This window comes from Pantoea stewartii subsp. stewartii (assembly GCF_008801695.1).
Classification (GTDB): domain Bacteria; phylum Pseudomonadota; class Gammaproteobacteria; order Enterobacterales; family Enterobacteriaceae; genus Pantoea; species Pantoea stewartii.
Genome location: NZ_VZPF01000028.1, coordinates 1 through 13,126 on the forward strand (window position 1 = coordinate 1; position 13,126 = coordinate 13,126).

24 protein-coding genes and 1 pseudogene are annotated in these 13,126 nt (G+C 50.4%); 14 read left to right on the plus strand and 11 right to left on the minus strand.

Translation table 11 applies throughout. The annotated features are described in order from the left end of the window. Window positions 1-97, plus strand: a 97-nt coding sequence (locus F7Q90_RS27140) for a transposase domain-containing protein (protein WP_151160719.1), incomplete at its 5' end; no start/stop codon positions are given. A gap of 43 nt (window positions 98-140) precedes the next feature. Here the strand turns inward: F7Q90_RS27140 and F7Q90_RS09915 are convergent. The 11 genes and pseudogenes from F7Q90_RS09915 to F7Q90_RS09965 form a co-directional block, all read right to left on the minus strand. After that, a pseudogene (locus tag F7Q90_RS09915) lies at window positions 141-476 on the minus strand (ORF6N domain-containing protein); the annotation flags it as partial. Between the two features lie 9 nt (window positions 477-485). After that, complete coding sequence (locus F7Q90_RS09920; protein WP_006117841.1) at window positions 486-1,061, minus strand: hypothetical protein; 576 nt, start codon at window positions 1,059-1,061, stop codon at window positions 486-488. A 10-nt stretch (window positions 1,062-1,071) separates the two neighbouring features. Next, a complete protein-coding gene (locus tag F7Q90_RS09925; RefSeq protein ID WP_006117840.1) occupies window positions 1,072-1,455 on the minus strand; it encodes a hypothetical protein in 384 nt (127 codons plus the stop codon). Then, entirely contained in the window at window positions 1,452-1,676 is a 225-nt protein-coding gene (locus F7Q90_RS28120; RefSeq protein WP_044241368.1) for a ParE family toxin-like protein, read from the minus strand. The genes F7Q90_RS09925 and F7Q90_RS28120 overlap by 4 nt, the downstream gene beginning before the upstream one ends. Continuing rightward, window positions 1,673-2,017, minus strand: a complete 345-nt coding sequence (locus F7Q90_RS09935; protein ID WP_006117839.1) for a hypothetical protein — start codon at window positions 2,015-2,017, stop codon at window positions 1,673-1,675. Before F7Q90_RS09935 ends, F7Q90_RS28120 begins: the two co-directional genes overlap by 4 nt. Then, window positions 2,014-2,202, minus strand: a complete 189-nt coding sequence (locus tag F7Q90_RS09940; RefSeq protein ID WP_006117838.1) for a hypothetical protein — start codon at window positions 2,200-2,202, stop codon at window positions 2,014-2,016. The genes F7Q90_RS09935 and F7Q90_RS09940 overlap by 4 nt, the downstream gene beginning before the upstream one ends. Before the next feature lies 1 nt (window position 2,203). Further along, window positions 2,204-2,395 carry a hypothetical protein gene (locus F7Q90_RS09945; protein ID WP_044241366.1) on the minus strand — a complete coding sequence of 64 codons (192 nt, stop codon included), beginning with the start codon at window positions 2,393-2,395 and terminating at the stop codon, window positions 2,204-2,206. After that, entirely contained in the window at window positions 2,385-2,594 is a 210-nt protein-coding gene (locus F7Q90_RS09950) for a hypothetical protein (protein ID WP_044241364.1), read from the minus strand. Before F7Q90_RS09950 ends, F7Q90_RS09945 begins: the two co-directional genes overlap by 11 nt. 90 nt (window positions 2,595-2,684) lie before the next feature. Beyond that, the gene (locus tag F7Q90_RS09955) at window positions 2,685-2,915 is read right to left on the minus strand and encodes a hypothetical protein (RefSeq protein ID WP_006117837.1); all 231 of its coding nucleotides are present in this window, start codon (window positions 2,913-2,915) and stop codon (window positions 2,685-2,687) included. Between the two features lie 72 nt (window positions 2,916-2,987). Further along, window positions 2,988-3,197 carry a hypothetical protein gene (locus F7Q90_RS09960; protein WP_052310102.1) on the minus strand — a complete coding sequence of 70 codons (210 nt, stop codon included), beginning with the start codon at window positions 3,195-3,197 and terminating at the stop codon, window positions 2,988-2,990. Between the two features lie 207 nt (window positions 3,198-3,404). Further along, window positions 3,405-4,133 (minus strand): XRE family transcriptional regulator, encoded by a 729-nt coding sequence (locus F7Q90_RS09965; RefSeq protein ID WP_044241359.1) that lies wholly within the window; start codon window positions 4,131-4,133, stop codon window positions 3,405-3,407. A gap of 101 nt (window positions 4,134-4,234) precedes the next feature. Between F7Q90_RS09965 and F7Q90_RS09970 the strand changes: the two genes are divergently transcribed. The 13 genes from F7Q90_RS09970 (at window position 4,235) to F7Q90_RS10025 (ending at window position 13,116) form a co-directional block, all read left to right on the plus strand. Next, window positions 4,235-4,471, plus strand: a complete 237-nt coding sequence (locus F7Q90_RS09970) for a transcriptional regulator (RefSeq protein ID WP_071988723.1) — start codon at window positions 4,235-4,237, stop codon at window positions 4,469-4,471. After that, on the plus strand, window positions 4,389-4,802 hold the full coding sequence (locus tag F7Q90_RS09975; protein WP_249042819.1) for a hypothetical protein: 414 nt from the start codon (window positions 4,389-4,391) through the stop codon (window positions 4,800-4,802). The genes F7Q90_RS09970 and F7Q90_RS09975 overlap by 83 nt, the downstream gene beginning before the upstream one ends. A 117-nt stretch (window positions 4,803-4,919) precedes the next feature. After that, on the plus strand, window positions 4,920-5,774 hold the full coding sequence (locus F7Q90_RS09980) for a hypothetical protein (RefSeq protein ID WP_044241357.1): 855 nt from the start codon (window positions 4,920-4,922) through the stop codon (window positions 5,772-5,774). Window positions 5,775-5,854: 80 nt separating this feature from the next. After that, window positions 5,855-7,360, plus strand: a complete 1,506-nt coding sequence (locus F7Q90_RS09985; protein ID WP_044241355.1) for a DEAD/DEAH box helicase — start codon at window positions 5,855-5,857, stop codon at window positions 7,358-7,360. Beyond that, window positions 7,360-8,343 carry a DUF7146 domain-containing protein gene (locus F7Q90_RS09990; RefSeq protein WP_006117833.1) on the plus strand — a complete coding sequence of 328 codons (984 nt, stop codon included), beginning with the start codon at window positions 7,360-7,362 and terminating at the stop codon, window positions 8,341-8,343. The genes F7Q90_RS09985 and F7Q90_RS09990 overlap by 1 nt, the downstream gene beginning before the upstream one ends. After that, a complete protein-coding gene (locus tag F7Q90_RS09995) occupies window positions 8,343-8,756 on the plus strand; it encodes an antiterminator Q family protein (RefSeq protein ID WP_044241353.1) in 414 nt (137 codons plus the stop codon). The genes F7Q90_RS09990 and F7Q90_RS09995 overlap by 1 nt, the downstream gene beginning before the upstream one ends. Before the next feature lie 388 nt (window positions 8,757-9,144). Then, a complete protein-coding gene (locus F7Q90_RS10000; RefSeq protein WP_044241351.1) occupies window positions 9,145-9,492 on the plus strand; it encodes a phage holin, lambda family in 348 nt (115 codons plus the stop codon). Then, complete coding sequence (locus F7Q90_RS10005; RefSeq protein ID WP_006117831.1) at window positions 9,479-9,904, plus strand: lysozyme; 426 nt, start codon at window positions 9,479-9,481, stop codon at window positions 9,902-9,904. The genes F7Q90_RS10000 and F7Q90_RS10005 overlap by 14 nt, the downstream gene beginning before the upstream one ends. Continuing rightward, on the plus strand, window positions 9,901-10,353 hold the full coding sequence (locus F7Q90_RS10010; protein WP_006117830.1) for a hypothetical protein: 453 nt from the start codon (window positions 9,901-9,903) through the stop codon (window positions 10,351-10,353). The genes F7Q90_RS10005 and F7Q90_RS10010 overlap by 4 nt, the downstream gene beginning before the upstream one ends. Further along, window positions 10,250-10,486 (plus strand): Rz1-like lysis system protein LysC, encoded by a 237-nt coding sequence (lysC, locus tag F7Q90_RS28125; protein WP_071988722.1) that lies wholly within the window; start codon window positions 10,250-10,252, stop codon window positions 10,484-10,486. The genes F7Q90_RS10010 and lysC overlap by 104 nt, the downstream gene beginning before the upstream one ends. Then, on the plus strand, window positions 10,483-10,935 hold the full coding sequence (locus F7Q90_RS10015) for a hypothetical protein (protein WP_006117829.1): 453 nt from the start codon (window positions 10,483-10,485) through the stop codon (window positions 10,933-10,935). The genes lysC and F7Q90_RS10015 overlap by 4 nt, the downstream gene beginning before the upstream one ends. 154 nt (window positions 10,936-11,089) lie before the next feature. Continuing rightward, window positions 11,090-11,656 carry a hypothetical protein gene (locus tag F7Q90_RS10020; RefSeq protein ID WP_044241349.1) on the plus strand — a complete coding sequence of 189 codons (567 nt, stop codon included), beginning with the start codon at window positions 11,090-11,092 and terminating at the stop codon, window positions 11,654-11,656. A gap of 2 nt (window positions 11,657-11,658) precedes the next feature. After that, window positions 11,659-13,116, plus strand: a complete 1,458-nt coding sequence (locus tag F7Q90_RS10025; RefSeq protein WP_006117827.1) for a glycosyltransferase family 2 protein — start codon at window positions 11,659-11,661, stop codon at window positions 13,114-13,116. The last annotated feature ends 10 nt before the right edge of the window (window positions 13,117-13,126 follow it).

Consider the following 13,126-nt stretch of genomic DNA (forward strand, 5'->3'; position numbering starts at 1 on the left):
GACGTGGTTGCGTTACGTCATCGGTCATATACAGGACTGGCCGGTGAACCGGGTCCGCGATCTGCTGCCATGGAAGGTCGAGCTTCCCTCTGCCTGAACGTCAATACGGTCTGAATGCGACGCTTACGTGCCTGCTGCTGACGGAAATAAGAGCTAACGAGCTCACGCTGAACCTGCCAGGACAACGGATCATTGAATGGCTTAGTCAGCATCAGATAGCCGGTTTCGAAAAGAATGATTCCTTTGGGGGTTCGTGGGGCAAATACATCAGAAATTGACTCCGTACGTATTACGTCCGCAGTCAGTTCAAGGAAATCCACTCCCGCGATAAAGTGCTCACGATTGCGGTTGAAAGCAGATCGCGCCGTCCCTTCGGGGCGATTATGTACTTCATCAACCATTGCCAGTGTTACTACGCGCTGCCCCTGATAATTGACAGCAGGAAGTTGTTTGTTATTGATAGTTACTGTTTGCATGTCTATTCCTCAGTGCATAACCGGCGCGGCTGGCACGCCATTTTTGTTAAGTTCTTCGATAAAGCCGTCGTGCAGCATTTCGAAAGCCTCCTGCCCGAACTCTGAGAGCCTGAATCCGTAACCCGGGCGAGCAGTAAGCATGTTTTTGTACATATCCAGAGCAAGCAGCAGCCCTTGTTCGGCTCCGCACTTTTCAATAGCGATGCTTTCAACGTGATTAGCGAGGGCGAATCGTTCTGGCCCCGGGTAAATACCCATGCCACCATTAGTGCCGCGATATATAACGGCCCGATCTATACCGCCTTCGTCATTAGGCACATCAGCGGTGCCGTTCTTGTCTTTCTCCTGCCCGATGAAAACGGCAACAACCAGCCAGCGCCAAATGATGATTTCTCTGGCAACGCTCAGGCGGTACCAGCCGTTCTCGACGGCTTCCCAGAGACAGGCCAGAAGGCGAAGCCCCTTAACCGTGTTAGCGTCATGCTCACCATCGTTCAGGGCGCGGATGATGACCGAATAACCGGTGACCTTGCCGTTATCTAAAACCCCGTCTGGTGTTGCCTGTGCATTTTTCGCGTTATCCATTACTCGGGCCTCAATAAGGTTTCTGGCTGTAGAGTTCATCGCGCATAGCAACCCATGCGGCATGTTTCTTTTCCCACAGGGCAATATCGCGTTGCCGGGCCAGCAGCTTCATGACGCGGCGATGAGTGCGGTGATGCGCGTTCCAGTAACCCTCGGTCAGAGAGCCGCGCTGGTTTACGTAAACCCCTTCGTGCAGAACGCGCTGAGTGGGCTCATGGGTGGGAATGCCAGCTTTGTCGAATGTGCCGGTTACCATGAAATGCACCAGATTGTTGATTGCAGCGCTGCGGCTAAGAAAACGGCGGCGGCGTCCGTGACGTGTCACGACATAAACAGTGGAGTCGCACGCCTTGAGGTAGTTATCGATTAGTAGCTTGCTGGTGGCTGATTTCATTTTTTTCCGTCCTTACATTTTGAATACGTTTCATGTGTCATTAACTGCCAGTCTTTGCCGTTATTCCGCGACAGCAGACGCCAACGAGGATTAACAGCCAGGCTGAGGTAGCCGGTACTACGAATGCGGCAGGCGAATATCCGGCGCTTCCTGTACTGCGATAATTTCTTCGTTGCCTGAACGATTACCCATTCAGGCGCTTTAAAAGTTGTAAGGCTCATTTATCACCACTGCTGGCGAATGCTTCCTCTGCAACGTTTTCAATCAGCCCGCTCATGAATTCAACGCCGACAGAAGTTAAACGGTCTTTATTTGTATTAAGGCAGTTCTGATAATGACCCCTTATTTCGCCCTCGGCCTTGTCACGGGGATAATCTGCATAAACAGCCGTCTCAAAGAAATGAACCAGAGCGCCAATCAGCTTTGTCTCATTAATCTGTAACCTGACTGATTCACCATTTGATAATTTTACAGTGCAAAATTTATGACCATTTTTCATCAGCATTGAATTGATGGTCGTAGCGACTAAACAATTGCGGTTGTTCTCAAGGATGCTGGTCATTGAGCGTCCTCTTTTTCAAAACCCGCCATGCAGAAGTTAGTAAGCTCACAGCTTAAGTTAAGGCTCAGGCCCGTTAAAATATCCTTTTCATGCTCAGTCAGGTCATATGAATACATAACCTGAATTAAGACATTCAGTTGTTGCGATACGTTTTTTGCTTCTTCGAAAGTATCAATGCCGGACATGTTAATCTCCCGCCTTTTCGTCAAGGTCAATTAGAGTCTGAGAAACGTCACCCGATAAATGGAAAGCAAGTGAAATTAATGAGGCCAAAATGGTTTCTTCATACTTAGCGCCATCCTTGTCAATCACCGCCAATAATGCACAAAGTTGATCGGCTTTTTGGTTGGCTCTTGAAATTGCGAGTTTACTTGCCATTTATTTTTAACTCCGATTCGATGTGAGCTAAATCATTCATAATTTTTGAGCTGAGGTCATAAGCAAGACCGACCAGTTCATCATCGGCTTGGCAACCTTGCGTGCCATTTTCAAATATCGTTTCAAGTAGAGCGAAAAGCTGCTTGGCACGCGATGCAGCACTTAAAACGCCCGACATATCTAATGCGGCTTGTTTCATCACTTCACTCCATAAGCAGCGCGGAGAAACAGGTTTGCAATAACGTCATGGCCTGATTTGTGAAGCAGAATAGCGCGAAGATACTGCTGATTAGTTCGAATGCTTTTCACTGTCATTTTCACTTTTACTGACCTTATCTAAAGCATTTTGAAGGTTCTCAAAAGCAGTCATGCCTGAATGAGTGGCAACGCCAATGACTGCAACGATATCTGACGCATCTTTCGAACCGTCATAATTACGATATGCAAACTCAAGCGCAGAAAATGCATCGCAAATTTGCACCATTCTCCGCCCAATTTCCTTTGATAGTTCTTTATTCATTCCCCGCACTCCTGATTTTGGTTGCACGAACCCCGCGCCGTTGGGCGTGAAATTGAGTTTTTTTATATTTAGTTAGATGCTGTTATTTAATTGACTAACAAATAAATTTGCTTTTTCTTTTGTTTTATCAAGAGAACGAATCAAACATGCAATCGTGCAATCGGTTTCGTGATGTTCATTGCTGTTGTTATAAATTAATTCAAGGAGTGCAATGCTTTCGATTATTTCAGCGCTTAACGCTTCAATCATTTCTGTAGGGGATTTGGTTGTGATATTTTCCATCTCATGGGCCTCGTTGTTTGCCGATGGAGTAATTAAAAACTATGGTTGTTGATATGTCAACGAATTTGGTTGTTATTTCTGTGAATGCTATGGTTGTTTTGTTTATGTGTTTGATATTTATTGGTTTATTTGGTTTTTCACATTCTTTAGGCAAAAAAAACGCAGCGTTAGTATTCCGCTGCGTTTCGAAATTTTATAGCTATATCGTTACCAGATTACACTTGACCAAAACATGCGACCTATTATCTCAAGATCCTTCAGCTCTACCTCTTCAGGGGGGTGTCCTCCATCATTGAAACTTCTAATGCTTACGGTGTTTGGCCCTGTTCTGTATAGCCTTTTAAGGCGCTTCCAGCCCTCTTGGTTTATCGCATAAACCTTGCCATCGATAATTTTCTTATCGTTCGTATTTATCGCCACAGTTGAACCATTTGGAATGAATGGCTCCATACTATCGCCAGTGGCAGGAAAACAAAGCACACCTGAGCCATCTGAGTTCGCGCCCACTTGGCGCATCAAAGATTTTGAAAATCTCAGACTGTAGCCACTGTAATCGTCGTCGCCAACGCTTCCGTCACCACAGGCAAATTCAATATCCTTCAGGAAAGGAACTTCAACCTCGTCCTCTTCGAGTGGGGTACCACGGTCCCAAGAGTAAGCTCTCCCACCCCAACGCGATCCAGCAGCATCCTGCCCTAATTGTGGATTATTCCGAACGGCTTGCTCGCCAGTATCACCTACGCCATTCGCTAGCCAATCAGGGTTAACGTCAAGAACTCTAGCTATGTCTAACAATTTAGTAGTCTCTTTTGCTCTTCCCACCTCAATTTTTTGTATTGCTGCTTGAGATATACCGACCAATTCCCCCAATGCTTTCTGGGAGAGCCCTCGCTTACTTCTGGCTAAACGAAGCCGTTCTGAGAGTGTGCTTTTCATGTGTTGATAGTACAACTCTGGTTGTGTATGAGCAAGCGAAAATAGTTATCGACATATGACAACTATAGTTTTATATTTCTACCATAATCTTAGGAGGTACCATGAACGAATTCATCGGAAAGGCAATAACTATCGTTGGCTCTCAAAGGAAACTTGCTTTGACATGCGGTTTAACCCAGCAAGCCGTTTATAAGTGGTTGCATAACAAGTCTAAAGTGTCACCGCAGTATGTCGAGTGCATTGTCAAGGCGACAAATGGCGCTGTGCAACCCCACGAATTACGCCCAGATCTACCAACACTCTTCCCCCACCCAACAGGCCCAGACCATGCAGCCTGATTACCTCTCAGTCGTCATGCCAGCCTTCTACGTGCAGGAAGACGGCAAGTGGATTCAGGAGCAGCTTAACGGGCTTCCTGCGTCGATGCGGCACAAGGTAGCAACGCAGTATGCCGAAGTCTATCAGGCTGCATTCGATGCAGAACCGACCCCATACCGCCAGCAGAACGCCGGACGCCGCGAGGCTAACACGCGCCTGCGCCTGTATGTGCAGCGTTATCAGAATGCGGCTATGGGGCTGACCGAAAAACCCGCCTTGGCCAGTAACCATGCCAAGCCGGTTGCCGCTGCACAGATCGGCGGCGATCAGCTTGCAGAGGGGTGGTGGTGAGAACGGAACAGAAAGCGGCTCAGATTTGGGCCTGTGCTACTGGCAAAGGTGCTTTTTCTCCGATCTGCCAGAGATCACTTACTTAAGTACCCCCATATTTTTTTTGGACAAATGATAATGAATATCAACAACGAGAAAGCCCAAAAAGTAATCGATAAGCACCGGAAATTGGTCGCATGGAAACCGGCACGCGTTGTTGCAGACTTGGTTAAAACTGGCATGGATCAGCAGCAGGCCGAAGTGCTTGTGAAATCCGTCACGCCTGCCCGCAAAGAAACCAAGGCGCACAAGCCCCACAACAGCCATGCAAAGCCGGTCAACATGGAAGACCTGAGCACGCATTACATCGTTGTTGGCGATTACGACATGCTCAGCCTGCGCCATCAGGACGCGCTGATCGCCGCTGTCCGCTGCGCTAACGGCAAGTCTGGCCGCCACGATGGCGCAACCGCCGTGAAGCTGTTTGGTTTAGTCAAGGCGTACCCGATTATCACCACGGCTGAGGTTAACAAACACCTTAACCGTGATGCGTTTCTCGACAGCATTCCGCTGTATATCGACGGCGTGGAGATCCCCGGCGAACCCATGCCGTCCGCTGACAATGACTACGTGAAAGAACTTTTTCGGGCCGTTAAGCAGCTTCGCAAAATTGCGGATGGCCTTGAGGCGTCAGGTGAGATTGAGTTTAAGAAGTATCTGGAGCGCGTACCGAACGAGGAAGACGTGAAGCGTGCCGTGGGGATTGTGGCACCGAAAATTACCAATCCCCATTTTCACACCATCGACTATGAGCGTGACTATCGCATGATGCCGCACCCGGCACACCGCGAGGACAGCAAGCGGATCATCGAGGAATGGAAAGAACAGCTTTTAAACGGAGGACGCAGCAAGCCGGACGGGAAAACTTTGCAGGGTAGTACCGAACCGGCTGCTGCTGGTAATCAGAATTACGAGGCCGACCACCATGAGTGATTATTACACACTTGAATCAGTTGCGGAACAGGTTTCCTGTAAAGAGGGCGATCATACGGTGTTCATGCGGAGGACTGCTCATGCTTAATCTCAAGCCTAAACTCAAACAGGTTACAGCCTTGCAGATGTTGCGTCAGGACTGGAATGATTATCGCACTTTCCTACTGTATGCCCCTGTCGGATATGGGAAAACATTCATATCAGCATTCCTTGCTGATCGTGCACTTGCCAGCGGTAAGCGCACAATGTTTGTAGCGCCTTACCTGACGCTTGTACACCAGACGGCGGCGCGTTTCGTTCAGTACGGCATCCCCGAAGACCAGATCAGCTACGTCTGGCGCGACTACAAGCCGCATGACCCGGATCGCCTGATTCAGATTGCTTCGGCAGATACGCTGATTCGCCGTGAATTCCCGGACAATATCGACCTGCTGATCGTGGACGAGGCCCACATGAAACGCCGCGCCCTGCTTGAGGTTATCCGCGACAGCGACATTCGGGTGATCGGTCTGTCAGGTACGCCGTTCTCGTCATGGATGGGCCAGTATTACGAGCGCCTCATTAAGCCAACCACGATGAAAGAGCTTATCGGCATTGGTGATTTGAGTCCGTATGAGTTTTACGCACCCACAAACCCGGATCTGAATGGCGTGAAAATGTCCGCGAAGGGCGGCTTCGGCAAGGACTACAACGAGGAGCAGCTAGCGGAGATTATGGGCGACTCAGCGCTGGTGGGCGATATCGTCAGTAACTGGCTGCAGCATGGTGAAAACCGCCCGACAGTATGCTTCTGCGTCAATCAGTCGCATGCGGGATTCATCACGACAGAGTTTAACCGTGCTGGCGTTTCCGCAGAAATCATCATCGACGCCACGCCGTCCGATGAGCGCCGCATGATCATCCACCGCTTCGAACAGGGTGCCACGAAAGTGATCGTCAACGTGGGCGTGCTGACGGCGGGTTTTGACAGCGATGTGCGCTGTATTATTTATGCCCGCCCGACCAAATCAGAAATGCGCTGGATACAGTGTCTGGGGCGCGGACTGCGCACAGCCCCCGGTAAAGAACACTGCCTGATATTCGATCACAGCGGCAGCATTCACCGCCTGGGCTACCCGGACGATATCGAGTACGACACGCTGCCTGGCAAAAATGACGGCATGAAGGCCGCAGCCGGTTACAGCGAAAGTGAAAAGGCAGAGAAGAAACCCAAAGAGTGCTCACAGTGCCACTTCATGAAGCCCGCTGGCGTTTATGTCTGCCCGAAATGCGGCTTCAAACCCGTTGGCGGTGAGAACGTCGAAACGGACACATCTCGCAGGCTGCACAAACTGACAGGCAAAAAGCGCATTTACACCCGCAGCGACAAGCAGGTGTGGTGGAGCCAGATTAAGGGCTATCAGCGGTTCAGGGCAATGAGCGGGAAGAAGCCCGTATCAGACGGATGGTGCGCCCATACCTTCCGGGAGAAGTTTGGAGAATGGCCTAACGGGCTGTCTGATTACCCGATGGAAACCGGGCCGGAGGTTGCCGGGTATATCAAGGCGAAATTTATCGCATTCAGCAAGTCGCGGGGTGCCGCCTGATGAATACCAGAGACGCAGTGATCGGGCGCTGGCCGGAAGTGTTTAAGGCATTTGGGATGCCACCCGTAACCGGGCTGAAGCACTGGGCGAAGGAATGTCCGGTCTGCAACCGAAAGGGCAAATTCCGCATCGATGACAAAGAGGGCCGGGGTACGTGGATTTGCAGTTGCGGCAGCGGTGACGGCTGGAAGCTGCTTGAACTGACGCAGCAGAAGACCATCGGCGAACTGTTTGCAGAGGTGGATCAGATTATCGGCAACGTCTGGCAGCGTGACGCCAGCGCACCGCAGCGACAAAAGCAGCCTGCTCCGGTGGATCAGGTGCGTGATGCCGTTCTGCGCAAGTTCTCAGGGATGCAGGGGCTGCGAGACACGCCAGCACAGGATTATCTCAGCAGCAGGGGGATATTCACGCTGCCCACACCGGACGCAGCCAGATACTGTACGAGTCAGCCTCTGCACGCTGGCGGCACGTTTCAGGCGATATGGTCACTGGCAACCGACAGCAAAATGAACCTGTGCTATCTCCACCGCACGCTACTGGACGGTGACAAAAAGGCATCAGTCGATATGGCGAAAAAGCAGAAAAAGCTACAGGACGATAACTATCTGGAATATGCCACCTCAGTTGCTATCCGGCTTTTCCCGGTAGCGTCCACGCTGGGTATCGCAGAGGGGATCGAAACGGCCCTGTCGTGCAAACAGCTTTATGGCGTCAATACCTGGTCAGTCATCAACGCAAACTTCATGGAGAAGTTTCTCGCGCCGGCAGGGGTAACTCACCTGATTATTTTTACCGACATGGACAGGCACACGGCAACAGGGCACGCAAAGGCGTTCGAGTGCGCACATAAAAACTTACTGGCTAAAAACGATGTTGAAAAAGTTACAGTTCGCTGGTGTGACGGCGGCGATTTCAACGATTTGATTATGAACGGCGATCAGGTTCGGGAACTCACATTTAACAAAAAGGCGGCAGCATAATGCGTGATATTCAGATGGTTTTATCTCGTTGGGGCGCTTGGGCAGCGAGTGGTGAAAGTAATATCGGCTATCCGCGCACGGCTGCCGGACTTTCAAGGCTGCTTCCTGCCAGTCGTCAGGGGCGGGTATCTTGCTGCGATGATGACGGAATGTTTATCAACGAGGCTATGATTCGCCTGAGCAAGCACGATGAATATCTCTGTGCGCTGCTGGAATGGCATTACATCGAGAATTTGCCGCTCCGTGCAATGGCGACAAAGCTGGGTATTTCACATAACCAGGTATCGGTAAGAATTCAGGCGGCCGAAAGCTTTATTCAAGGCTCACTTTGCACGCTGGATATCAGGCTGGAAATGGACAGGGAATGTCGCAAAGAAAATATTTTGCCGCCTAAGCTGAAAAGAGTTGTGTAATTACAAAACCCAACTTATTCTGCTATGAGTTGACACAACGCACTGACACATAACATTCAAGACCTCGCTTCGGCGGGGTTTTTTTGTGCCTGTAATTCATGGTGAGAAGCACAGCGGTTGTGCGTTCGGCTGTTAATCGATTGGTCGCAGGTTCGAATCCTGCCTTGCCCGCCAAAAATGCAAACTTAGCTGAGAAGAATTAGCGCTTGCCTGAAGAGCTTGAGAGGGTGGATCGTTACCATCAGTTTGCACCAAATTCGCTCTGGGCAGATATGCCAGGCAGTTAATCGCAGTAGCGTCAGAGCAACTATTTACAAAGGGCCGCTACAGAGCGGCCTTTTTTCATTTCCACAGCAAGCCGCCATCATTCCGGTGGCGGGAATAAAGTATGTCCTCACAAGACCCTGGCTTCTGGGCCAGAGTTTTACTCTGGCTATACAGTCACAAGACCGAATGGGGATATGCCGGGGTAGCAGGCATGTTTTCACTATTACGCAGTGCCTATGCAAAAAGCCCGTGGAGCAAACGGGTTCTCGACGCTGTTTCCTGTAGTGCGCTGGCCTTTTTCGCAGCGCCAACACTTCAGGTAGTCGGCGCTCTCTTCAACTGGAACATACCCGATGCTGCCGCACAGGTTTTCGCGGTTTACATCGGGTATGTCGGCAATGACTACATCAGCGCCAGACTGCGCGGGTGGATAGACAGAAAATCAGGGGAAACCAATGAAGGTCAGTAATAACGGGATCAACCTCATCAAGCGCTTCGAAGGTCTGGAAATTGAGGCATACCGCGACAGCGTAAACATTCCTACCATCGGCTACGGTCACACCCGCGGCGTAAAGATGGGCGATGTCATTACCGGCGAACAGGCCGATGCATTTCTTCGTGAAGATTTGCAGGTTGCAGAGCTGACCATTAACACCAACGTCAAGGTGAAGCTGACACAGAACCAGTTCGACGCGCTGACGTCATTTGTGTTCAACCTTGGCTCCGGCAACTTCGTTAAATCCACATTGCTCAAAAAGCTCAATCTGGGCGACTACGCAGGTGCAGCCGATGAGTTTGGCAGGTGGGTTAACGCTGGTGGCAAGCAACTGGCTGGCCTTGTTAAGCGCCGTGCCGCAGAGCGAGAGGTATTTCTCTCATGAATCCATTGGCAATCATCAAAAACTTTGCGCCGGTAATCGTCATAGGGCTGATATGCGTAGCCTTATGGGGTTTGAATGCCCGCAACTCGCAGTTATCAGCAACCAATGAACGGCTTGAAAAGCTGGCTAACAGCAAAGACGGCCAGATCAACGACCTCCGCTCCAAGAATGACGGTCTGGCTGCCAGCGTCAATGACCTGGTTAATGCCGTAAAAGAGCAAAACGAAGTCATGGGTCAGGTCGCAAAACAACGCGCCGCAACAGCAGAGCAGAACCGGAAACTACAAGATGAAATCAAGCAATACCTTGCAGCGGATAAAAACGCTGCCGCGCCTGTTCCTGCTGATGCTGTTAACCGGTTGCGGAGTGCAGCAAAGGCCGCAGGTGGAGTACAGGACAATCAGCCAGCCACGTCTAAATCTGCCAGCGGAACTGACAAGCCCCATTAGTGTACCTCTGCCGCCCGATAATATGACCTACGGCAACAGCGTTGGCCTCAACATTGAACTCTATGGCGTTATTGAGCAGTGCAACACAGACCGCGCCGCAATCCGAAAAATCGAATCAGGGAATAAGCAATGAACGAACAAGCCAATAAAATACTGGCCGACTTATTACAAAAGGCCAGCAACGGTATTGATGCCGCTGTGTCATTCAGCCAGGCGCAAATCCCGGATGTGATTCATCAGTTGCTGGTCTGGAACTTCACATTCAGTCTGATTACCACTGTTGTGGCCGCGCTGACAATTCCTCTTTTGGTCTGGTTTTTGCGCTCTCAGTTATCGCGCAAACAGACAGGTACGATAGCCCGTGGCGAAAGTTATTCCTGGGGTGAGGGCAAACCTAAGTACCGCCCTACACTCATGTGGGATAGCAAAGGTGAACTTTCTCCAGGCGCAATGCTTTTTGGTTTCATAGTCCCTGTATGGGTGCTTTGCATAGCCGATAGAGTTCTGGACCTGACCTGGCTGAAAATCTGGGTAGCCCCAAAGCTCTACCTCATCGAATACGCAGCCCACTTAATGAAGTGATCACCACAAGGCGCATTCCAGCAGTGCGCCTTTTTATTTTGTTCTGAAAAATGCATTCACTGAGTTCACTTTTCAGCATAAACACGATGAATCATCGGATGGTGGTCTCGCCAATACCGAGCATCTATCGCACCCAGCCAGCAGGATATTCTAAATGAGCACTCAAGAAGACAGTTTTGACGGCGGCAGGTTACCGTTTGGTGGCTTCCCTTTTCCGAAGAGGAAGATTGGTATAACCATTTCTGGTCTTGAGGAATGGAAGGAAGGGATTGTCAGAGGCACTGCTGTTCAGGTGGATATCCTTCAGAAGGGCGAAAAAATTCACAGCGAAGTGTTCTCGGGCAAATCATCAGGTCAGTTTACCCGACAGGTAGTTATTAACGCTTCTTCCGTTGATCTGGTTGCAGTGCACAACCGACCAGACCTGCCAAACCTGAAGGTCTCTGTAGATTTCATTGCTGAGCGGAACCCTTTCACTATCAAAAACGGCGTAGTCTTCATCAGTGAAGCCCTCAACACCAGACAAATGTGTGTCGGAGTAAAAAAAGCTCAGGACAAGGCTGATAAAGCGCTGGATGAATTGTTTGCAAATGAAGATAAGCCTTTTATTAATGACTTACTGGAAGGCTTGAGCAATGAGTTCAGCGAAGAAATATCAGGCGTAGTCCGGGAAGTGATCAGGAAGGAACTTCAGCCCGGCGGCTTACTCTTCAGGCGGTAGTCATGAATGTTCTTATTGATGGCATTGCTTATGCGCCAGTGACTGATCGGGCATCAAATATCGGTATTGCCATAACAACCCATAACCGCCATGACGTTTTGTCCCGTGCTCTCGATCACCACATCAGGTATCTGCCAGCCGGTGCGCTGGTGGTTGTGATTGATGACGGCTCAACCCTTCCGGTGACTGTTCCGGCTGGAGTAAAACTAATTCGTCGTGACGTGTCACGCGGCATAGTGTCATCAAAGAACGCCAGCTTACTGACGCTGATTGATGCAGGCTGTGAACATCTTTTCCTTTGGGATGATGACGCATGGCCTGTAGCTGGTGGATGGGAGCAGCCTTACATCGACTCACCCGAACCGCACTTGGCCTATCAGTTTCAGGACTTCGCTACAGGCCAGAAGTTAAACGACATAGCCGTGTTGTACCGTGACGATAGGCACGTAGCCTACACAGGCCAGCGCGGCGTGATGCTGTACTACCATCGCAGCGTGATTGAAAAGGTGGGTGGGTTTGACCCCATCTATCAGCGCGGCATGTACGAGCACTCAGATTTAGCGTTACGCATTCACAATGCCGGGCTCACGTCATGGGCGTTCGCTGATGTCGTAGGTTCGGAAAAGTTAATTTACTCGCTTGATGAGCATCAGGCTGTTGAACGTTCTGTACCGAAGCCAGACCGTGAAGCGCAGGTTAAGCGCAATGTGACAATTCACAACGAGCGCCGTAACAGTGGTTATACCGGGTATGCAGAGTACCGCGACAGGCACAATGTGGTTATCACCACGTTACTGACAAGTCAGCCTGACCCTCAGCGCGGCGCGAAGATAACCGCATCACCTGACCTGCTGGCTAAGTGGGCATCCTCGCTCAGTGGTTGTGGCCGCATCGTCCTGGCTGATGAGCTGGACATTGCTCCGGCAGATACCGAGTTATTTCGTGTGCCCGATGTGAAGATGAATGTCTACTTCCGGCGCTGGCTGCATATCTGGCAGCACTTACGCGATCACCCTGAATATCACTTTGTCTGGTGTACCGATGGCACTGATGTAGAAATGCTTCAGGAACCATGGCAGGAAATGGAGCAGGGCAAGATTTACGTTGGCTCTGAACCCAAGACTTATGCCGACAACTGGGCTAAGCAGAATCATCCCGAAGCTATCTGTCAGGCATTCATTGATGAGCATCGCAATGATGTGATGTTAAACGCTGGCCTGCTGGGTGGCACCCGCGATGATGTGATGGCAATAGCACATGGCATTGTCCGGCTGTATTACCACATCGAATCATTGCGGTTCTGGGGCAAAGAGCCTTCAGCATCGTCCGTTGGCGACATGATCGCTTTCGGTATAGTCGCTCATCGTTACCGCGACCGGCTGGTAACAGGCCCACGCGTCCACACAGTTTTCAAATCTGACGGCATCGGTAAGGAGTTCGCTTTCTGGCGCCATAAATAAGGAGCAGGTT